The sequence below is a fragment of the Variovorax sp. E3 genome (assembly GCF_016082275.1).
Lineage (GTDB): Bacteria > Pseudomonadota > Gammaproteobacteria > Burkholderiales > Burkholderiaceae_C > Variovorax.
This window is the reverse complement of sequence record NZ_MOWM01000060.1, coordinates 12,208-32,816: the sequence shown is the minus strand read 5'-3', so window position 1 is coordinate 32,816 and position 20,609 is coordinate 12,208. Positions and strand designations below refer to the sequence as shown.

General features: G+C 69.8%; 19 protein-coding genes and 1 pseudogene. 14 read left to right on the top strand and 6 right to left on the bottom strand.

The annotated features are described in order from the left end of the window. Positions 1 to 111 precede the first annotated feature (111 nt). On the bottom strand, positions 112 to 1,026 hold the full coding sequence (locus BMG07_RS20930) for a biotin synthase (protein ID WP_198086168.1): 915 nt from the start codon (positions 1,024 to 1,026) through the stop codon (positions 112 to 114). A gap of 22 nt (positions 1,027 to 1,048) precedes the next feature. Here BMG07_RS20930 and BMG07_RS20925 point away from each other — a divergent pair, with 22 nt between their 5' ends. The 3 genes from BMG07_RS20925 to BMG07_RS20915 all read left to right on the top strand — a co-directional run bounded on the left by BMG07_RS20925 (position 1,049) and on the right by BMG07_RS20915 (position 2,722). Then, positions 1,049 to 1,765, top strand: a complete 717-nt coding sequence (locus tag BMG07_RS20925) for a ComF family protein (RefSeq protein ID WP_198086167.1) — start codon at positions 1,049 to 1,051, stop codon at positions 1,763 to 1,765. A gap of 62 nt (positions 1,766 to 1,827) precedes the next feature. Then, entirely contained in the window at positions 1,828 to 2,289 is a 462-nt protein-coding gene (trmL, locus tag BMG07_RS20920) for a tRNA (uridine(34)/cytosine(34)/5-carboxymethylaminomethyluridine(34)-2'-O)-methyltransferase TrmL (protein ID WP_198086166.1), read from the top strand. A gap of 139 nt (positions 2,290 to 2,428) precedes the next feature. Further along, on the top strand, positions 2,429 to 2,722 hold the full coding sequence (locus BMG07_RS20915) for a DUF4148 domain-containing protein (RefSeq protein WP_198086165.1): 294 nt from the start codon (positions 2,429 to 2,431) through the stop codon (positions 2,720 to 2,722). Between the two features lie 16 nt (positions 2,723 to 2,738). Here the strand turns inward: BMG07_RS20915 and BMG07_RS20910 are convergent, their stop codons facing one another. Beyond that, on the bottom strand, positions 2,739 to 3,209 hold the full coding sequence (locus tag BMG07_RS20910; RefSeq protein ID WP_198086164.1) for a MaoC family dehydratase: 471 nt from the start codon (positions 3,207 to 3,209) through the stop codon (positions 2,739 to 2,741). A gap of 76 nt (positions 3,210 to 3,285) precedes the next feature. Further along, positions 3,286 to 3,906: a ParA family protein gene (locus BMG07_RS20905; protein ID WP_198086163.1), complete on the bottom strand. Its 621-nt coding sequence runs from the start codon at positions 3,904 to 3,906 to the stop codon at positions 3,286 to 3,288. 93 nt (positions 3,907 to 3,999) lie between these two features. On the opposite strand from BMG07_RS20905, the gene BMG07_RS20900 reads away from it, so the two are divergent. Beyond that, a complete protein-coding gene (locus tag BMG07_RS20900; protein WP_198086162.1) occupies positions 4,000 to 4,725 on the top strand; it encodes an NAD(P)H-dependent oxidoreductase in 726 nt (241 codons plus the stop codon). Beyond that, positions 4,726 to 6,582, top strand: a complete 1,857-nt coding sequence (kefC, locus tag BMG07_RS20895; RefSeq protein WP_198086161.1) for a glutathione-regulated potassium-efflux system protein KefC — start codon at positions 4,726 to 4,728, stop codon at positions 6,580 to 6,582. Here the strand turns inward: kefC and BMG07_RS20890 are convergent. Continuing rightward, the gene (locus BMG07_RS20890; protein ID WP_198086160.1) at positions 6,579 to 7,532 is read right to left on the bottom strand and encodes a succinylglutamate desuccinylase/aspartoacylase family protein; all 954 of its coding nucleotides are present in this window, start codon (positions 7,530 to 7,532) and stop codon (positions 6,579 to 6,581) included. The two genes, kefC and BMG07_RS20890, sit on opposite strands and share 4 nt — an antisense overlap. A gap of 14 nt (positions 7,533 to 7,546) precedes the next feature. Beyond that, entirely contained in the window at positions 7,547 to 8,542 is a 996-nt protein-coding gene (locus tag BMG07_RS20885; protein ID WP_198086159.1) for a tripartite tricarboxylate transporter substrate binding protein, read from the bottom strand. A 119-nt stretch (positions 8,543 to 8,661) separates the two neighbouring features. Between BMG07_RS20885 and BMG07_RS20880 the strand changes: the two genes are divergently transcribed. Further along, complete coding sequence (locus BMG07_RS20880) at positions 8,662 to 9,579, top strand: MurR/RpiR family transcriptional regulator (RefSeq protein WP_198086158.1); 918 nt, start codon at positions 8,662 to 8,664, stop codon at positions 9,577 to 9,579. Here BMG07_RS20880 and BMG07_RS20875 read toward each other — a convergent pair. Next, positions 9,568 to 10,464 carry an amidohydrolase family protein gene (locus tag BMG07_RS20875; RefSeq protein ID WP_198086157.1) on the bottom strand — a complete coding sequence of 299 codons (897 nt, stop codon included), beginning with the start codon at positions 10,462 to 10,464 and terminating at the stop codon, positions 9,568 to 9,570. The two genes, BMG07_RS20880 and BMG07_RS20875, sit on opposite strands and share 12 nt — an antisense overlap. A gap of 105 nt (positions 10,465 to 10,569) precedes the next feature. Between BMG07_RS20875 and BMG07_RS20870 the strand changes: the two genes are divergently transcribed. The 8 genes and pseudogenes from BMG07_RS20870 (at position 10,570) to BMG07_RS20835 (ending at position 20,598) form a co-directional block, all read left to right on the top strand. Next, positions 10,570 to 11,331 carry a crotonase/enoyl-CoA hydratase family protein gene (locus BMG07_RS20870; protein WP_198086156.1) on the top strand — a complete coding sequence of 254 codons (762 nt, stop codon included), beginning with the start codon at positions 10,570 to 10,572 and terminating at the stop codon, positions 11,329 to 11,331. A gap of 7 nt (positions 11,332 to 11,338) precedes the next feature. After that, complete coding sequence (locus BMG07_RS20865; protein ID WP_198086155.1) at positions 11,339 to 13,207, top strand: feruloyl-CoA synthase; 1,869 nt, start codon at positions 11,339 to 11,341, stop codon at positions 13,205 to 13,207. A gap of 16 nt (positions 13,208 to 13,223) precedes the next feature. Then, positions 13,224 to 13,988, top strand: coding sequence for an SDR family NAD(P)-dependent oxidoreductase (locus tag BMG07_RS20860; protein WP_198086154.1), 765 nt, complete (start codon positions 13,224 to 13,226; stop codon positions 13,986 to 13,988). A 65-nt stretch (positions 13,989 to 14,053) separates the two neighbouring features. Next, positions 14,054 to 15,190: an ABC transporter substrate-binding protein gene (locus BMG07_RS20855; RefSeq protein ID WP_198086153.1), complete on the top strand. Its 1,137-nt coding sequence runs from the start codon at positions 14,054 to 14,056 to the stop codon at positions 15,188 to 15,190. Between the two features lie 31 nt (positions 15,191 to 15,221). Then, positions 15,222 to 16,262 (top strand): branched-chain amino acid ABC transporter permease, encoded by a 1,041-nt coding sequence (locus tag BMG07_RS20850; protein WP_198086152.1) that lies wholly within the window; start codon positions 15,222 to 15,224, stop codon positions 16,260 to 16,262. A gap of 4 nt (positions 16,263 to 16,266) precedes the next feature. Continuing rightward, positions 16,267 to 18,078 carry an ATP-binding cassette domain-containing protein gene (locus BMG07_RS20845; protein ID WP_198086151.1) on the top strand — a complete coding sequence of 604 codons (1,812 nt, stop codon included), beginning with the start codon at positions 16,267 to 16,269 and terminating at the stop codon, positions 18,076 to 18,078. 60 nt (positions 18,079 to 18,138) lie between these two features. Then, the gene (locus BMG07_RS20840) at positions 18,139 to 18,816 is read left to right on the top strand and encodes an ABC transporter ATP-binding protein (protein ID WP_307867031.1); all 678 of its coding nucleotides are present in this window, start codon (positions 18,139 to 18,141) and stop codon (positions 18,814 to 18,816) included. Positions 18,817 to 18,866: 50 nt separating this feature from the next. Continuing rightward, positions 18,867 to 20,598 (top strand): annotated as a pseudogene (locus tag BMG07_RS20835) (tannase/feruloyl esterase family alpha/beta hydrolase). Positions 20,599 to 20,609: the final 11 nt, after the last annotated feature.

Below are 20,609 nucleotides of genomic sequence, written 5' to 3'. Positions count from 1 at the left end.
TAGCGGGTAGATATCGGCGCCCGAGTGCCCTGTGGGACGCCTACGGGTCACTACTAGTAGGCAAAAAACGGCCTGTGCGACAGGCGTTCTGGCCGCGCCGGCGGCCGCCGGTCAGGCGCCCGGACGGCCCCGTTGCAGCATCGAGCGCATCTCGCGCAGCGACACCGCGCTTTCGGCCGACAGCGACACGCGCGGCGCCGGCTTGAACGCATGGCCGTAGATGACCTCGAAGGTCAGCGCGATGCGCCCGCCGCCTTCTTCGGCCGGCGCCAGGTCGGGCAGCGCCTTCTTCAGCGACTGCAGCCACGCCTTGCCGCGCAGCGCCGCAAAGCGCCCCGGGTGCAGGTTGCGGCCCAGCGTGCGCAGCTCGGCCAGCGCCGCCTCGGGCGTGGCCCAGGTCAGCACGATGCGCTCCATGTCCATCACCGGCTCGGCAAAGCCGGCGTGCACCAGCATGTCGCCCCAGTCGTGCATGTCGGTGTACTCGTGGCCGGCGGCGGGCCAGCCCAGGCGCGCATGCAGCGCGCGCAGCTCGCGCACCGTGTCGGGCCCCAGGCAGGAGAACATCAGGAAGCCGTCGGTCGCCACCAGCTTGTGCCAGTGCGCGATGAGGGCTTCGGGGTCGGCCGCCATGTGCAGCGACATGTTGGCCCAGAGCAGGTCGACGCCGTCTTCGGGCGGCGCGTCGAAGCGCGCCTTGCCGCCTTGCCAGCGGCGCGCGCTCCACCACGGGGCGGACAGCGCCTGGCCGGTCGCGGCCGCAAGCGCGGGCTCGGCCTCGATGACGAAAGAGGCGGCGTCCTTGTAGCGGCGCGCAACCAGTTCGTGCGCTTCGAGGCCGCCGCGCAGCGGGGCCCAGTCGGCCCAGGTGCGGGGCTGGGCCTTGATCCATTGCAGCCGGTCTTCCATCCGGCGGCCGATTTCTTCATGCAGCCAGGGAGAGCCGTCGGCAGGCGCAAGCTGGCGCCAGCGGGCCGCCGCCGTGGCATCGATGGTCGGCGGTCGTCGTGAGGGGTCGGTGGCCATGGGGCAGTGAGTATATTGAGCGATGTTCAGCCAGTGGGGCCTGAGGCCTTTCAGCTCATTGCTCGCGCGGCTGCCCAGCCAGTGCGCGGTCTGCCATGCCTGGCCGTCGCGCCCGGTGTGCGATGCCTGCGTGGCCCGTTTCGCCCCGCCGGCGGCGCGTTGCGGCGGTTGCGCCCTGCCCGTGCCCGAGGGCGTAGCCCGCTGCGGCGAATGCGTCCGGCACCCGCCGCCGCTGGACGCCTGCCTTGCCGCCTGCACCTACGCCTGGCCATGGCCGGACACCATCGCCGGCTTCAAGTTTCGCGGCGACGCCGGCTGGGCCGGCCCCTTCGCCACGCTGATGCGCAGCGCACCCTGGGTCGAGCCCGCGCTGGAGCAGTGCGACCTCGTGCTGCCGATGCCGCTCGCCCCTGGCCGCCTGCGCGAACGCGGTTTCAACCAGGCGCACGAGCTCGCGCGGCGGCTCGCGCCTGCAAAGGCCGACGCCACCCTGCTGCTGCGCACCCGCGAAACACCGGCCCAGAGCGGCCTGGCGCGCGCCGAGCGCTTGCGCAACCTGCGCGGCGCCTTCGCCGTGGAACCATTGCGCGCGGAAAAGCTGCGCGGCCGGCGCCTCGTGCTGGTCGACGACGTGATGACCAGCGGCGCTTCGCTCTTCGCGGCGGCCGAGGCGCTGCGGCTGGCCGGCGCGGCGCACATCACGGCGGTCGTGCTGGCGCGGACCGATCCGCCGCGCTGACCTGGCTGACCCCGCGGGTCCCGCCGGTGCAGAGGCACGCCCGGCCCGCCGACAATCGGCGCATGTTCCATATCGTCCTGGTCCACCCAGAAATTCCGCCGAACACCGGCAACGTGATCCGGCTGGCCGCCAACACCGGCTGCGCGCTGCACCTGGTCGAGCCGCTCGGCTTCTCGATGGACGACCGCCTGCTGCGCCGCGCCGGCCTCGACTATCACGAGTACGCCGAGGTCAAGCGCCATGCCGACTGGCAGGCCCTGCTCGACACCGAGCGCCCGGCGCCCGAGCGCATGTTCGCCCTCACCACGCGCGGCACGCGAGCCGTGCACGACGTGCGCTTCCAGTCCGGCGACTGGCTGGTGTTCGGCTCGGAAACCAGCGGCCTGCCGCCCGCCGTGCGCGACGGTTTTGCCGAAGCCCAGCGCCTGCGGCTGCCGATGCGCGAAGGACAGCGCAGCCTGAACCTCTCCAACGCGGTGGCCGTCACCGTGTTCGAAGCCTGGCGGCAGAACGGCTTCGGCTGACACAAAGAAACAAAGTAGCAGGCCCTTGGCAAGGCAGGGCCGCATCCGAACGGCAAGGCCCCCCGTATGGAAAGACATGCCGGGCGCGAAGCGAACCGGCATTCGGTCCCTTCAATGCCTTGCCACCAGGAGTCTTGCCATGAACGCCAAGTCGATTGCCTTTGCCGCCTTCGCCACGCTCGCCCTCGCCGGCGGCGCCCAAGCCTTCCAGGGCGAGCAGAACCCGCTGCCACCCGCGCCCTTCCAGTCGACGCTGTCGCGCGCGCAGGTGCAGGCCGACGCACGCCAGCCGTTCAGGGTCACCAATGGCGGCACCGGCGCGCTGCAGGCCCGCAACGGCAGCACCGACCGCGGCGCCGTGCGCCAGAGCGCGCTGAGCATCACGCGCCAGGGCGCGGCCACCTACGGCGAAGTGACCGACCGCCGGATGTAGGAAAAAACAGGTGGCGTCAGCGGTAGCGCCGCGCCACCGACTCGGCCACGCACGCCGGCTTGGCCGCGCCTTCGAGCTCGATGGTGGTCTCCCAGGTCATCTGGAAGCCGTCGTCGGCAATCGGCTCCGAGCTCAGCAGCTTCATGCGCGCGCGCAGCCGCTTGCCCACGGGCACCGGCGACATGAAGCGCACCCGGTTCATGCCGTAATTCACGCCCATGCGCGACTCCACCACGTCGATTGCCGCCTCGAAGAATTTCGGCAGCAGCGACAGCGTGAGAAAGCCGTGCGCGATCGGCGCGCCGAAGGGGCCGGCCTTGGCCCGCTCGACATCGACGTGGATCCACTGGTGGTCGCCCGTCGCCTCGGCGAACAGGTTGACCTGCTCCTGCGTGATGGTGATCCAGTCGCTCACGGCGACTTCCTGGCCGACGCAGGCGCAGAGATCCTGAAGGGTCTGGAATGTCTTTTTGGTCATGCGGGGCATTCTGGTGCCAAGGGCATAGGGCCGGCTGTCGGACTCGCGACAACCGCGCTCAGGGAAAAACCGAAGGGTGCGGCCGTCAGGCGTCGAGCCATTGGCAGATGGGCTGCCACTGCTCCAGGTCGCGCTGCACGCGGCCCGGCGCGATGTCGAACACCGTGAGCCCACGCGCCGCGAGCTGCACGTAGTTCTGGGTGTCGCGCAGTTCGCCGATCACCGGCACGCCCAGCCCCGCGATGAACTCGTGCAGCCGGTCGGCCGCCAGCGTGCGGGCGTTCACGCGCATGCCGACGAGGCCGATCTGCGTTTTTTCGGCGCGGCGCTGCTCCTTGAGCCGGTCCAGAAAGTCCCGCGTCGCGTAGATGTCAAAAATGCTCGGCTGCAGCGGCACGATCACCCGGTCGGCCAACGCCAGCACCTCCTTGAAGCGCCAGCCGTGCAGGCCGGCGGGCGTGTCGAGCACCGCGTGGGTGGTGCCGCGCGGCGGCCGCACCACGGTGCTTTCGCCGGTCGCCTCCCAGGTCGAGATCGGCCGGGCCTGCGGCGGACGCAGCCCGAGCCACAGCCGGGACGACTGCTGGCGATCCACGTCGCCCAGCATCACGGCGTGCCCGCGGCTTGCGAAGTAGCCCGCGACGTTGGTCGCGATCGTCGATTTGCCTACGCCACCCTTGGGATTGGCGACCAGAACCACCGGCATAAACGCTCTCCTCCAGAACTGGGACAGCCGACATGGTAGTGGCTGGCGCGTTTTGCCCGGCGGAGCGGCCCCGACTGCGCTATGTTCTCGCCCATGACGACAACAACATCCATGGGAACACCCGCCGCCGGTTCCGGCGGCGTCTACGTGCTGGCGGCCCACCCGCACTGGCGCGATTCGCGCGTCAACCGCCGCATGCTCGCCGCCGCGCGCGGCGTGCCCGGCATCGACGTGAACGACCTCTACGGCAGCTACCCCGACTTCGCCCTGGACATCGAGGCCGAGCAGGCCCGACTCACCAAGGCCCAGTTGGTGGTGCTGCTGCACCCGATCCAGTGGTATTCCATGCCCGCGCTGCAGAAGCTGTGGCTCGACGACGTGCTCACCTACGGCTGGGCCTACGGCCCCGGCGGCGTCGCGTTGCAGGGCAAGGACCTCTGGCTGGCGGCCACCACCGGCAGCCCCGAGGCCAGTTACCACCCGCAGAACTACCACCGCTATTTCTTCGACGCCTTCCTGCCGCCCTACGAGCAGACCGCCGCGCTGTGCGGCATGCGCTTTCTGCCGCCGCTGATCTTCCACGGCGCGCGCAGCGCCCCCGAGGCCGACGTGGCCGCGCACGTCGAGACCTTCGCGCAGCGCCTGGGCAGCTACCCCGACTGGCCTGAAATCGAAGAGATCGACGCCTGCATCGCCTGCCCCGTGCCCGAGACCGACCGCCCGGCCGATCCCGACGACATCAGCAAGGTCGTGTCCAGCGCCTTCCACGCCGCCATGACGCGCGGCCTGGCGGCCGCCACGGCAAGCAAGGCGGCCTGAATGGAACACGCACCCGCCTGGCTGACCAACAGCCTGATCTACCTGAGCGCCGCCGTATTGGTGGTGCCGCTGTCGAAGGCCCTGGGCCTGGGCTCGATCATCGGCTACCTCGTGGCCGGCATTGCCATCGGCCCCTGGGGGCTGGGCCTCGTGTCCAGCGTCCAGGACGTGCTGCATTTCGCCGAATTCGGCGTGGTGCTGATGCTGTTCCTGGTGGGCCTCGAACTGGAGCCCAAGCGCCTGTGGAACCTGCGCCGCCCCATCTTCGGCTGGGGCACCGCGCAGGTGCTCAGTTGCGCCGCCGTGCTGTTCGCGGCAGGCTGGGCCGTGGGCGCCGAATGGCGCGTGGCGCTGGTGGCCTCGCTGGGGCTGGCGCTGTCGTCCACCGCCATCGCGCTGCAAGTGTTCGGCGAACGCAATCTGCTGAAAACACCCAGCGGGCAGGCCGGCTTCTCGATCCTGCTGTTCCAGGACGTGGCCGCCATTCCCATCCTGGCGCTGCTGCCCCTGCTGGCCGGTGCCAGCGCGGCCGAGCCGTCCATCGACGGCCTGCACCGCGCGCTCGAAGCCGCCAAGATCATCGGCGTGATCGGCGGCATCATCCTCGGCGGCCGGCTGCTGCTGCGCCCCGTGTTGCGCTGGATCGCGCGCAGCAACACGCCCGAGATCTTCACCGCCGCCGCGCTGCTGCTGGTGGTGGCCATCGCGGCGCTGATGCAGCTGGTGGGCCTGTCGATGGCGCTGGGCGCCTTCCTGGCCGGCGTGCTGCTGGCGGAAAGCGAATACCGGCGCGAACTGGAAACCGACATCGAGCCCTTCAAGGGCCTGCTGCTGGGCCTGTTCTTCATTGCCGTGGGCATGTCGATCAACTTCGGCGTGCTCGTCGCGAGCCCCTGGGTCATGGCGGCGCTGGTGGTCGGGTTCATGGTCATCAAGCTGGTGGTGATCTACACGCTCGCCAAGGCCATGGGCCTGGCCTACCAGGAGCGGCCCGTGTTCACGCTGCTTTTGGCGCAGGGCGGCGAGTTTGCGTTCGTGGTGTTCCAGGCCGCCGGCCCCGACGTGCTGCCGCCTGAAATTACCTCGCTGCTGATCGGCGCCGTGGCGCTGTCGATGCTGCTGTCGCCGCTGCTCCTGGTGCTGCTCGACAAGTTCGTGCTGCCGCGCTACAGCCGCAACCAGGGCCCGCAGCTGGAAGAGATTTCGGAGCAGCAGGACGCCAAGGTGCTGATCTGCGGCTTCGGCCGCTACGGCCAGATCGTCGGGCGCATGCTCATGTCGCAGGGCCTGCGCGTGACCGTGCTCGACCACGACGCCGACACCGTCGAAGGCCTGCGCCAGTTCGGCTTTCGCGTGTTCTACGGCGACGCCACGCGGCTGGACCTGCTGCGCACCGCGGGCGCCGGCACGGCCAAGGCCATCGTGGTGGCGGTGGACGACATCGAGCAGTCGCTCGAAATCGTCGACCTCGTGAAGGAGAACTTCCCGCAGGCCCGCATCATCGCGCGGGCGCGCAACGTGACGCACCTGTTCCAGCTGCGCGACCGCGGCGTGACCGACGTGGAGCGCGAGGTGTTCGAGTCGTCGCTGCGCAGCGCGCGCTCGGTGCTCGAGGCGCTGAACTGGCCGGCGCACGAGGCGCGCGAATCGACCATGCGCTTTCGCATGCGAAACCTCCGGCTCACCGACGAGATCTACCCGCACTACAAGGACCGCGCCAAGCTGATCGCGGCCAACAAGGAAGGCCGCCAGCAGTTCGAGGAACAGATGGCGCGCGAGCGCGAGGAGCGGCAGCGCCGCTCGGGGCTCGACTGGGACCGGCTGGCGGAAGAAGAGCCGCAGCAGCCTCCCGCCTAGATCGCCACGGTCAGGTAGACGCCTTCGCGCCCCACCAGCGGCGCGCGGGTCGGCATGAAGATGGTGCAGTCGTCGCAGGGCGAACGAATTTCGTTGCCCGCGTCGACGGCGATCAGCTCGCCTTTCTGGAAAACCTCGAAGCCCAGCACCGGCCGCACGAAGGCGAAGCTTTCGGTCTTGACCATGTGCACTTCGAGCAGGCGAAAGCGCCGCGCGGGCGCGCGCTGGCCCGCGCTCGGCGGTGCGTCGACCAGCCCCAGGTGCGCCAGAAAGCGCAGGCTCACGTCGGTCGCCAGCTCGGCCGCCGAGCGGCTGAAATGCTGGCCGCACTCGACCACCACCGCGCCGCCTTCCATGCCCGACTCGCCGTGACGGCCGTAGCCCGTCACGCCCGTGCCGTGGCCCACACCCACCGGCATCACCAGGTGCACCAGCGGATTGCCCACGGCCGTTGCCAGCCGCGCGTTGCGCTCGAACTCCGGGTACACCCAGAAGGGCTGCACCGGCGCGCGCGTCGAATGGATGTCCAGCACATAGTCGGCCGCGTCCAGCACCGGCCGCAGCTCGCGCGCGCGGCGCAGCTCGGGGCTCTGCTCGGTGCCGTCGAGCTGGGCCTTCGACCAGATGCGGTTGAGGTTGTGCACCAGCTGGCGGTTTTCATAGGGCCGCTCGATGTCGAAGGCGTTGTAGGCCTCCACGTGCGCGAAGCTCACCGTGAGCGTGCCGATCTTCGGGCGCACGTTGTTGTCGAGCAGGTGCGTGGCCGCGACCATGCCGCAGATCTCGTTGCCGTGCGTCAGCGCGTTCACGAGCACGTGCGGCCCCGGCTTGCCCGACGCGAAGCGGTGCACGTAGTCGATGCCCGTGTTGCCCTGCCGGTAGGCCGAGATGTCGCGCGGCAGCACCTCCAGCGGCGCCGTGTCGGGCACGAAGGACGATGTGTCGGTCATGTCGCCGCGCCCCTTCACTCGCCGCGAATGCCGGCGCGCTTGACCATCTCGCCGTAGACCGCGAGCCGCTCCGACATCATCGCGGTGAACTGCGCGGGCGTCTGCACCTCGGGCACCAGCGAGCCGCGCGACTGCAGCGCCTCGACCATGGCCGGCTGGTCGGCCACCGAGCGCACGGCCTTGTGCAGCGCGGCGACCACTTCGGGCGGCGTCTTCGCGGGCGCGGCCAGGCCGATCCACGACGTGGTGTTCAGCACCGGGTAGCCCAGCTCGGCGAAGGTCGGCACGTCGGGCAGCGCCGCCACGCGCGCGGGCGCGGCCACCGCCAGCGCACGCAGCTTGCCGGCCTGGATGTGCGGCAGAAAGGGCGCGAGGTTGTCGAGCCCGAACTGCACTTCGTTCGAGATCAGCGCCGTCACCAGCGGGCCGCCGCCGCGGTACGGCACGTGCGTGGCATTGAGCTGCAGCTGCGACTTCATCAGCTCGACGTTGAGCTGCCCCATGCTGCCCGGCCCCGCGCTGCAGAAGTTGAGCTCGCCCGGGCGCGCCTTCACCAGCGCCACGAATTCCTTGAAGGTCTTCGCGGGCACGGCGGGGTTCACCAGCAGCACGTTGATCGAGCGCGCCAGCTGCGTGATCGACACGAAGTCCTTGATCGGGTCGTAGCCCGGGTTGGCCTGCGTGAGCGGGTTGGCCAGGTGCGAGCTTTGCGACGACACCACCAGCGTGTAGCCGTCGGGCTTGGCGCGCGCCACCTGGGCGCTGGCGATGGAGCCGCCCGCGCCGCCCCGGTTGTCGATGATCACCGAGGTGCCCAGCGCCTTCGCGAGCGGATCGGCATAGAGCCGCGCGATCAGGTCCACCGAACCGCCCGCCGGGAACGGCACCACCAGCGTGATCGGCCGCGAAGGCCAGTCCTGCGCGCGCGCCGCCAGCGGCAGCATCGAAGCCAGGCCGGCGCCGAGGATCTCGCGGCGGCGCAACGCCGCAGCGGTGAAGAGGGGGTTCATGGAGCGTCCTGTAGCGGTGGATTAAAAAGTGCGCGCATTGTTGCAAGATGATTTCAATTTTGCAATGACCATTGCAAAATTAGGGCCGGCACCACTCCGCATGCAGAATGCGCGCGACCATGAATCTGAACCAACGCATCTCGGGCTACGGCAGGAAACTCACCAGGAGCGAGCAGCGCCTGATCGACGAGCTGCAAACGCGCTACCCCCAGGGCTTGCTCGAATCTGCAACGAGCCTTGCAAAGAAGGTGGGCACCAGCGCCTCCACCGTGGTGCGGCTGCTGGCCAAGCTGGGCTACCCCAGCTACGCCGAGGCGCAGCTGGAAGCCCGCTCCGAGGTCACGGCGCGGCTGTCTTCACCGGCCACGCGCGCGGACGCCGTCATCCAGGACGACGCCTCGGTGCGCACCTGCCTGGCCAATGCGCTGCTGCACGACCAGCACAACCTGGCCTCGACCTTCGCGGCGCTCGACGTCGCGGCCTTCGAGGGCGCGGTGCGCCTGCTCACGCAGCGCAAGGCGCGCGTGCACGTGACCGGGCAGCGGCACGCCGCGGCGCTGGCCGGCCACCTCTCGCTGCACCTGAACCTGTGCCTGCCCGACGTGCGCCCCATGGTCAGCGCCGGCCCGTTGCTCATGGAAGACCAGCTGCTGTGGATCGGCGAACAAGACGTACTGCTGGCCGTCACCTTCAGGCGCCACGCGCTGGCCACCGCGCGCGCGGCGAAGTACTTCAAGGAAAAGGGCGCCAAGGTCATCGTCATCACCGACGGCCCCTCGGTGCCCGCGGCCCTCTCGGCCGACCACGTGATGCTGGTGCGCACGTCGAGCGCGTCGCCGTTCGATTCGTACACGGCGGCGTTCTCGCTGTGCAACGCGCTCGTTACCGCCGTGGTGCAGCGGCGCAAGAAGGAGCTGGGCGAGGCGCTCGAGCGTGGCGACGCGCTGTGGGAGCAGCACTGGAACGACAGCACGGCGGCGCAGCCTTCGTCGCGGAAGGCCGGCCGCCCGGCAAGGAAGAAAGCCTCAGGCCGCTGAAGCCGCCGAGGCTGCTGAAGTCGCGCCCAGCCGCAGCAGGCGCACCGCGTTGCCCTTCAGGATGCCGGGCATCACCTCGGGCTTGAAGCCCGCGGCCTCGAAGTCGCGCATCCAGCGGTCGGGCGTGATCAGCGGATAGTCGCTGCCGAACAGGATGCGGTCCTTCAGCAGCGTGTTGGCGTACTGCACCAGCTGCTTCGGAAAATACTTGGGGCTCCAGCCCGACAGGTCGATCCACACGTTGGGCTTGTGCGTGGCCACGCTCAGCGCCTCGTCCTGCCACGGAAAGCTGGGGTGCGCCATCACGATCTGCATGTCGGGGAAGTCGATGGCCACGTCGTCCAGGTGCATCGGGTTGCTGTACTCCAGCCGCAGGCCGCCGCCGCAGCGCATGCCCGAGCCGATGCCGCTGTGCCCGGTGTGGAAGATGGCCGGCAGGCCGTACTCGGCAATCACCTCGTAGATCGGCCAGGCCATCTTGTCGTAGGGGTGGTAGCCCTGCACCGTCGGATGGAACTTGAAGCCCTTCACGCCGTGCTCCTCGATGAGCCGGCGCGCCTCGCGCGCACCCATCTTTCCCTTGTGCGGATCGATGCTGCCGAAGGCAATCATGATGTCGCTGTTCTGCTTGGCCGCCTCCGCGATTTCCTCGTTCGGAATGCGCCGGCGGCCCATGTTCGACTCCGCGTCGACCATGAACATCACCAGCCCGATCTTTCTTTCACGGTAGTACGCCACGCTCTCGGCAATGGTGGGCCGGCCGCTGGAGCCGAAGTACTTGTCGGCGGCGCGGTCGTATTCCTCGCCGTAGTTGTCGAAAGGGTTCCAGCAACTCACTTCGGCGTGGGTGTGGATGTCGATCGCAATCAGGTTCTCGTGGTCCATGTGTTTGTCTCCAGTGCGGGTAAGTCCCTAGCGTCGGGTGGGCTCGAATGCCTTGAATTGATTATTTCTCATAACCATAATCCAACGCAACCCCGGACACCTTTCATGACCAACCCAGACCTCCACCTCGACATCCGCGACGAAGTCGCCATCGTCCGCCTGACGCGCGGCGCCAAGCGCAACGCACTGTCCGACGGCCTCATCCTGGCACTGCGCGACACCTTCGAGAAGCTGCCGGGCACCGTGCGCGCCGCGGTGATCGACGGCGAAGGCCCGCATTTCTGCGCCGGCCTCGACCTGAGCGAACTCAAGGAGCGCGACGCCGGCCAGGGCATGCAGCACTCGCGCCTGTGGCACGGCGCGCTCGACCTGATCCAGCACGGCCCGGTGCCCGTGATCGCGGCGCTGCACGGCGCAGTGGTGGGCGGCGGGCTCGAGCTGGCCAGCGCCTGCCACATCCGCGTGGCCGACCGCTCTACCTTCTACGCGCTGCCCGAAGGCTCGCGCGGCATCTTCGTGGGCGGCGGCGGCTCGGTGCGCATTCCCAAGCTGATCGGCGTGGCCCGCATGACCGACATGATGATGACCGGCCGCGTCTACAACGCCGAGGACGGCGAGCGCGCCAACTTCGCGCAGTACCTGGTCGACGAGGGCACGGCCTTCGACAAGGCCTTCGAACTCGCCCAACGCGTGGCCACCAACGCGCCGCTGACCAACTACGCGCTGATGCACGCGCTGCCGCGCATCGCCGAGCAGTCGGCCGACCACGGCTTCTTCACCGAGGCGCTGATCTCCGGCATCACCCAGGCCGCGCCCGAGGCCAAGCAACGCGTGCGCGACTTCCTCGAGGCCGCGGCGCCAAGGTGAGCAAGGGATGAGCGCCGCCCCTGCCGTGCGCTATCGCCCGCTGGCCTTCGGCGTGACGCGCGCCGTGCTGCGCGAAGGCGCGCCCGGCACGCGCTACCTGCAGGCCGAGACGCAGCTGGGCGACTACCGCGAGCGCATGACCGACCGCCTCGCGCACTGGGCCGAGCACGCGCCCGACCGCACCTTCATCGCGCGCCGCGAGCGGCTGGCCGACGGCAGCACCGGCGACTGGCTGCGCGTGAGCTACGCGCAGGCGCTGGAAGAAGCACGCGGCATCGGCCAGGCCCTGCTGGAGCGCGGCCTGAGCGCCGAGCGCCCGGTGGCCATCCTCAGCGAGAACGGCATCGAGCACGCGCTGCTCGCGCTGGGCTGCCTCTACGCGGGCGTGCCCTACTGCCCGGTGTCGCCGCCCTACTCGCTGGTGAGCCAGGACTTCGAGAAGCTGCGCCACGTGTTCGACACGCTCACGCCGGGCCTGGTGTTCGCGAGCGACGCCGCGCGCTTCGCCAAGGCCATCTCGGCCGTCGTTCCGGCCGACACCGAGGTGGTGCTGGCCCAGGGCACGCTCGAAGGCCGCGCCACCACCGCGTTCGGCGCCCTGGCCGCCACGCCGGCCACGCCCGCCGTCGATGCGGCCATGCGCGCGACCGGGCCCGACACCATCACCAAGTTCCTCTTCACCTCGGGCTCGACCAAGATGCCCAAGGCCGTGATCAACACGCACCGCATGTGGTGCGCCAACCAGCAGCAGCTGCGCCAGTCGATTCCCGCCCTGGGCGACGAGCCGCCCGTGCTGGTCGACTGGCTGCCCTGGAACCACACCTTCGGCGGCAACCACAACGTGGGCATCGTGCTGGACAACGGCGGCACGCTCTACGTGGACGACGGCAAGCCCACGCCCGCCGGCATGGCCGAGACGCTGCGCAACCTGCGCGAGGTGGCGCCCACCATCTACTTCAACGTGCCCACCGGCTTCGAGGCCATCGCGCAGGCGATGGAAACCGACGCCGTGCTGCGCCGCAACCTGCTGTCGCGCGTGAAGATGTTCTTCTACTCGGGCGCCGCGCTGTCGCAGCCCGTGTGGGACAGCCTGCACCGCACGCAGGAGTCGGAAGTGGGCGAGCGCATCGTCATGGGCACCGGCCTGGGCATGACCGAGTCGGGCCCGTTCGCGCTGTACGTGACCGGCCCCGACGTGAAGTCGGGCGACGTGGGCCTGCCCGCGCCGGGCATCGAGCTGAAGCTGATCGAGGTCGACGGCAAGACCGAGGTGCGCTACCGCGGCCCCAACATCACGCCCGGCTACTGGCGCGCGCCCGACGCCACGGCCGAGGCCTTCGACGACGAGGGCTTCTTCTCCACTGGCGACGCGGTGAAGTGGATCGACGACGCCGACATCCATCGCGGCCTGCGCTTCGACGGCCGCATCGCCGAAGACTTCAAGCTGGCCACCGGCACCTTCGTGAGCGTGGGGCCGATGCGCGCGAAGATCATCGCGGCCGGCGCGCCCTACGTGCAGGACGCGGTGCTGACCGGCATCAACCTGAAGGAAGTCGGCGCACTGATCTTCCCGACGCAGAAGGTGCGGCAGCTGGCCGGCCTGTCCGCCGACGCCACGATGCAGCAGGTGCTCGAGAGCGCCCCCGTGCAGGCGCATTTCCAGCAGGTCGCCGACACGCTGGCAGCGAGTGCCACCGGCAGCGCCAACCGCATCGCGCGGCTGCACCTGATGGCCGAGCCGCCGTCCATCGACAAGGGCGAAGTGACCGACAAGGGCTCCATCAACCAGCGCGCCGTGCTCAAGCACCGCGCCGCGCTGGCCGATGCGATGCACGGCGGCACGCTGCCCTTCACCCTGCAGCCCCACTCCACCTGAACACGAGAGACACACCATGAAGATCGAAGGACAAGCCGCACTCGTCACCGGCGGCGCATCGGGCCTGGGCGAAGCCACCGCGCGCGAGCTCGCGCGCCTGGGCGCCAAGGTCGCGGTGCTCGACCGCAACGCCGCGATGGCCGAAAAGGTGGCCGCCGAGATCGGCGGCATTGCCTGCGCCTGCGACATCACCGACACCGACAGCGTGAACGCCGCGCTCGACAAGGCCGAGGCCGCGCACGGCCCCGCGCGCATCCTCATGAACGTGGCCGGCATCGGCAGCGCCAAGCGCATCGTCGGCAAGGACGGCAACCCCGCGCCGCTCGAAGACTTCGTGCGCGTGGTCAACATCAACCTCGTGGGCGGCTACAACATGGCCCGCCTGTTCGCGGCGCGCTGCGCCAGGCTGGCCGCGCTGGACAACGGCGAGAAGGGCGTGATGCTCTTCACCGCATCGGTCGCGGCCTTCGACGGCCAGGTGGGCCAGCAGGCCTACAGCGCGTCCAAGGGCGGCCTGGTGGGCATGACGCTGCCGATGGCGCGCGACCTGGCGCAGCACGCCATTCGCGTGTGCACCGTGGCGCCGGGCCTGTTCGCGACGCCGCTCTTGATGGAGCTGCCCGAGCCGGTGCAGCAGTCGCTGGCCGCATCGATTCCGTTCCCGCCGCGCCTGGGCAAGCCCTCGGAGTTTGCCGAGCTGGCCTGCCACATCGTCACCAACGGCCACCTCAACGGCGAGGTGATCCGCCTGGACGGCGCGCTGCGCATGGCGCCGCGCTGAGTACGGCCCCCCTCTTTCGCGTTCCCGGGTTCCCCGCTTCCTTCATAACGTATCAGGAGACATCGATGACCTTCAAGAAGACCACCCTCGCCGCCGTGCTGGCGCTCATGGCTGCGGGCTTCGCCCACGCCGACATCACCATCGGCGTGGTGCAGCCGCTGACCGGCCCGGCCTCGGGCCTGGGCATTCCGGTGAAGAACGGCATCGCGATCTGGCCCAAGACCATCGCGGGCGAAACGCTCAAGGTGGTGGTGCTCGACGACGCGACCGACCCGACCACGGGCGTGAAGGACGCGCAGCGCCTGGTCACGGAAGAGAAGGCCGACGTCATCGTCGGCTCCAGCGCCACGCCGGTCGCCATTCCCATGGCCGACGTGACGGCCGAAGCCGGCACGCCGCAACTGTCGACCGCGCCGGCGGGCCTGCCGCCGGGCAAGGACAAGTGGTTCTTCCGCCTGCCGCAGTCGAACGACGTGATGGCCTTCGCGGTGGTCGCGCACATGAAGAAGCAGAACGTGAAGACGGTCGGCTTCCTGGGCTACACCGACGCCTACGGCGAGCTGTGGCTCAAGGCGCTGACCACCGAAGCGGCCAAGAACGGCATCAAGATCGTCGCCACCGAGCGCTTCGCGCGCGCCGACACCAGCGTGACGGGCCAGGTGCTCAAGCTCACCTCGGCCAACCCCGATGCAATCTTGATCGTGGCCTCGGGCAGCGGCGCCGGCATGCCGCAGAAGGCGGTGATGGAGCGCGGCTACAAGGGCAAGGTCTACCAAACGCACGCCGCCGCCACGCAAGACCTGATGCGCACCGCCGGCAAGGACGCCGAAGGCACCTTCGTGGTGTCGGGCCCCGCCACGGTGGCCGAGCAGTTGCCCGACAGCCACCCGTCGAAGGCCGCCGCCGTGGCCTTCGTGCAGGGCTACGAGAAGGCCTACGGCCCCGGCTCGCGCAACCAGTTCGCGGGCCACGCGGCCGACGCGCTCACGGTGCTCGAAAAAGCCGTGCCGGTGGCGCTGAAGAAGGCCAAGCCCGGCACGCCCGAATTCCGCGCCGCGCTGCGCGACGCGCTCGAAGGCATGGGCCGCACGGTGCTCGCGCACGGCGTGCTCAACTGGACGGCGCAGGACCACTGGGGCTACACGACCGAGACCGGCGTGATGCTCAAGGTGGTGAACGGCGCGTTCAAGGTCGAGCAGTAATCCCTTTCTTCAGCCGCACCCCACACACGCCATGGATTTCTCGATCGCCAGCATCCTGACGCTGGACGGCCTCACCAACGGCGCGATCTATGCCCTGCTGGGCATGGGCATCGTGCTCGTCTTCACGGTGACCCGCGTCATCTTCATCCCGCAGGGCGAATTCGTGGCGTACGGCGCGCTGACGCTGGCGATCTTCCAGACCGGCAAGACGCCGGGCACGGTGTGGCTGCTGCTCATCCTGGCGGGCGTTGCCGCGCTGATGGACCTGGTCACCACCTGGCGCCACAGCGGCAGCGCGGCGGCCGGGCTGAAGGCGGCGCTGCGCACCGCGGCGCTGCCCGCCGTCATCTGCGCGGTGTCGGCCTGGGCCGGGCCGCGCAACCTGCCGATCGGCGTGCAGGCGCTGCTCACGGTGTTCATCGTCACGGCCTTCGGGCCGCTGGTGTACCGCGTGGCCTACCAGTCGCTGGCGGGCGCGAGCTCGCTGGTGCTGCTGATCGTCTCGGTCGGCGTGCACTTCGCGATGACGGGGCTGGGGCTGCTGTTCTTCGGCGCCGAGGGTTTTCGCAACCCCCCGTTCTGGGACGAACGCATGGCGCTGGGGCCGCTGAACGTGAGCGGCCAGGCGCTGATCATCTTCGGCATGTCGGCCGCGCTGATCGTGCTGCTGTGGCTCTTCTTCGAGCGCAGCCTGTACGGCAAGGCGCTGCGCGCCACGGCCGTGAACCGGCTGGGCGCGCGGCTGATGGGCATCTCGACGCAGGCGGCCGGGCAGCTCACCTTCGCGATGGCGGCGCTGATCGGCGCGCTCTCGGGCCTGCTGATCGGGCCGACCACCACCGTGTTCTACGACTCGGGTTTTCTCATCGGCCTGAAGGGCTTCGTGGCCGGCGTGATCGGCGGGCTCGCGAGCTACCCCGGCGCGCTGCTCGGCGCATTGGCCGTGGGCGTGATCGAGGCCTTCGGCTCCTTCTGGGCCAGCTCGTTCAAGGAAGTGATCGTGTTCACCATCATCCTGCCGGTGCTGCTGTGGCGCTCGCTCAAGAGCGGCCATTCGGACGAGGAGCATTGACACCATGGAAGCCCTGCTGAAGACCCCTTCCGCTCCCGCGCCCGACCGGAGCCTGCTGCGCACCTGGGGCCCGCTCGCGCTGATCCTCGTGCTGGTGGCGCTGCCGCTGTTGCCGCTGCCCGACTTCTGGATCATCCAGCTCAACTACATCGGCATCTACACGCTGCCGGTGCTGGGCCTCGTGCTGCTCACCGGCGTGGGCGGCCTCACCTCCTTCGGGCAGGCCGCCTTCGTGGGCATCGGCGCGTACACCACGGCCTACCTCACGGTGAACACCGGGTTGTCGCCGTGGGTCACGCTGTTCATCGGCCTGGCACTGACGGGCCTGAGCGCCGCGATCATCGGCGCGATCACGCTGCGCATGTCGGGGCACTACCTGCCGCTGGCCACCATCGCGTGGGCGCTGTCGCTGTACTACCTCATGGGCAACCTCGATGCGCTCGGCAAGTACGACGGCATCCTGGGCGTGAAGGGGCTGTCGCTGTTCGGCTTCGAGTTCGGCCAGCAGCGCATGTTCTATGCGGTGGTGTGGATCTTCGCGCTGCTCGCGGCCTTCGCGGTGATACGGCTGCTCGACTCGCGCAGCGGCCGCGCCATCCGCTCGCTGGCCGGCGGCTCGCAGATGGCCGAGGCCATGGGCGTGAACACGCTGCGCTTCAGGATCGGCATCTTCGTGCTGGCGGCCATGCTGGCCTCGATCTCGGGCTGGCTGTTCGCGCACTTCCAGCGCACGGTGAACCCTTCGCCCTTCGGGCTGAAGATGGGCATCGAATACCTGTTCATGACCGTGCTCGGCGGCGCGGCCCACGTGTGGGGCGCCATTGCCGGCTCGGGCGTGGTCAAGCTGCTCGAAGACCAGCTGCAGGTGCTGCTGCCCAGGCTCATCGGCACGGCCGGCAGCTACGAGCTGATCGTGTTCGGCATCATGATCGTGCTGGTGCTCAAGTACCTGCCCGAAGGCCTCTGGGCCTTCGTCGACCGGCGCCTGCCGCGCCCGCGCCGCACCGTCGACTGGCAGCACGCGAGCGACCTGCCCGCGCGCGCCAAGCCGGCCGCCGGCGAGGTGGTGCTCGACGTGCAGGCCATCCGCAAGACCTTCGGCGGGCTGGTGGCGGTGAACGACATCAGCTTCCAGACGCGTGCCGGCCAGATCGTCGGCCTGATCGGGCCCAACGGCGCGGGCAAGTCCACCACCTTCAACCTGGTGACCGGTGTGCTGGGCCTGTCGGGCGGCGCCGTGCGTTTTCGCGGCGAGGCCATCGGCGGCCTGGGCGCGCGGCAGATCGCGCAGCGCGGCGTGTCGCGCACCTTCCAGCACGTGAAGATGGTGGCCGACATGACGGTGCTCGAGAACGTGGCGCTGGGCGCGCACCTGCGCGGCCGCAAGGGCGCCATCGCCGCGATGCTGCGCATCGACCGCCACGAAGAGCGCGCGCTGTTCCGCGAGGCCGAGCGCCAGCTGCAGCGCGTGGGCATGGGCGACTTGCTGCACGAGCTCGCGGGCAACCTGGCGATGGGCCAGCAGCGCCTGCTCGAGATTGCGCGCGCGCTGTGCGCCGACCCCGCCCTGCTGCTGCTCGACGAGCCCGCGGCCGGCCTGCGCCACAAGGAAAAGGAAGCGCTGGGCAAGGTGCTTCGGCAACTGCGCGGCGAGGGCATGAGCATCCTGCTGGTCGAGCACGACATGGGGCTGGTGATGGACATCTGCGACCACATCGTGGTGATGGAGTTCGGCACGCACCTCATGGAAGGCACGCCCGCCGAGGTGCAGAACAGCGACAAGGTGCGCGCGGCGTACCTGGGCACGGAGCATTGAGATGACGACAACCCCCTGCTGCGCATTCGCGGCCTGCACGCCGGCTACGGCCGCGCCGAGGTGCTGCACGGCATCGACCTGAAGGCCGAACAGGGCAGCGTGGTCACGGTGATCGGCCCGAACGGGGCCGGCAAGTCGACGCTGCTGAACGCGCTGATGGGCGTGCTGCCGTCCAAGGGCACCATCGAGTTCAAGGGCCAGCCGATTGCCGCGCTGTCGCTCGAGGAACGCGTGATGCTCGGCATTGCGCTGGTGCCCGAGAAGCGCGAGCTGTTCGGCACCATGCCGGTCGAAGACAACCTCGTGCTCGGCGCGTTCCGCCAGGTGCGGCTGCGCAATAAGCAGTGGCGCGACCGCATCGACGAGGTGTACACGCTCTTTCCGCGCCTGAAGGAACGGCGCGCGCAACTGGCCGGCACGCTCTCGGGCGGCGAGCGGCAGATGCTGGCGGTGGGCCGCGCGCTGATGTCGCGCCCCACGCTGCTGATGCTCGACGAGCCCAGCCTGGGGCTGGCGCCGCTGGTGGTGCAGGAGATCTTTCGCACGGTCGACGCGCTGCGCGCCACGGGCGTGACCATCCTGCTGGTGGAGCAGAACGCGCGCGCCGCGCTCGAAGTGGCCGACCACGGCTACGTGCTCGAGATGGGCAGCGTGAGCCTCGAGGGCGAAGCGCAAAAGCTCGCGGTCGATTCCCGCGTGATCGACACCTACCTGGGCGCCGCGCGCAAGGCCGCCTGACGCGACGAGTGAATGGAATGCCGCGGGCCGCGCGGCAAGGAGACCACGACATGACGAGACAGCGCCACCTTCCCCTCGGCCTGTGCGCGAGCGCGCTCGGCGTTGCCGCGCTGCTCGCGGCTTGCGCCACGCGCGTTCCCGCACCACACGCGCCACTGGCCGCCGCACGGCCCGGCACGCTGCAGGCCTGCACCGACCTGGCCACGCGCGCCGCATTGCCGGGCACGGTCTACACGTCCATCACCGACGTGCTGGCCGGCACCGTCACGGTCGGCGGCATCGCGATGGCCGCGCCCGCGCACTGCCTGGTGCAAGGCCGCATGAACGAACGCACGAGCCCCATCGATAACCAGCGCTACGCCGTCGGCTTCGAGATGCGGCTGCCGGTGGCCTGGAACGGCCGCTTCTTCTACCAGCCAACGGCGGGCTCGACGCGTGGTGCTGCCCGCGCTCGGCGGCATCGGCGGTGGCGGCCCGCGCAGCAGCGCGTTGCAGATGGGCTTTGCCGTCATCAGCTCCGACGCGGGCCATGCGGGCTCGATGGGCCCGCGCTTCGGGCTCGACCCGCAGGCGCGGCTGGACTACGGCTACAACGCCGTCGCGCAGCTCACGCCGATGGCCAGGAACCTGATCGCCAAGGCCTACGGGCGCGGTCCCGACCGCTCTTATTTCGGCGGCTGCTCCAACGGCGGGCGGCATGCGATGGTGGCGGCCGTGCGCTCGGCGCAGCAGTACGACGGCATCCTCGCGGGCGACCCCGGTTTCAACCTGCCGAAGGCGGCCGTGGCGCAGCTCTATGGCGCGCAGCAGTACGCGGCCGTGGCCAGCGCGAAGACACCCGCCGGCCTGCCCGACCTGCAGAGCGCCTTCACGCCGGCCGAGATGAAGCTGGTGGCCGACAAGGTGCTGCAGCGCTGCGATGCGCTCGACGGCCTGGCCGACGGCATCGTGTCGAACGTGCAGGCCTGCAGGACGCGCTTCGACATCCAGGCCGACGTGCCCACCTGCGCCACCGGCACGCGCGACGGCAGTTGCCTGAGCGCACCGCGGAAGAATGCGCTCGCCAACGTGTTCAAGGGTGCGCGCAACAGCGCGGGCCAGCCGATCTACAGCAGCTTTCCGTTCGACGCGGGCGTGAGCGGCAGCAACTGGCGCGAGTGGAAGTTCGCGAGCCCGCCGACGCGCGACGCAGGCGCCGTGGCCTTCATCTTCAGCACGCCGCCGCTGGCCGACCGCCCGCAGGGCCTGCCGTTCGCACTGGGCTTCGACATGGACCGCGACGCGCCGCGCATCGCCGCGGCGGACGGCGTGTTCCGCGAGTCGGCGTTGTCGTTCATGACGCCGCCCGACGCGGCCAACCTGGGCGCGCTGCGCGACCGGGGCGGCCGCATGATCGTCTACCACGGCACCAGCGACCCGGTGTTCTCGTCGGACGACACGGCCGCCTGGTACGCGCGCGTGCAGGCCGCGAACGGCGGCGACGCTTCTTCTTTCGCGCGCTACTTCCCGGTGCCCGGCATGAACCACTGCGCGGGCGGCCCGGCCACCGACCAGTTCGACATGCTGGGCGCGCTGGTCGACTGGGTCGAGCAGGGCAAGGCGCCCGCATCGATCACCGCCTCGGCGCGCGGCGCGGGCACGCCCGTGCCCAACGCCGAAGTGCCGGCCGACTGGTCGCCCCAACGCACGCGGCCGCTGTGCCCCTACCCGCAAGTCGCCGCCTACACCGGCGGCGACACCGAGCGCGCGAGCAGCTTCGCCTGCAAGCCGCCTTCCCCCTAGATTGCCGAGCC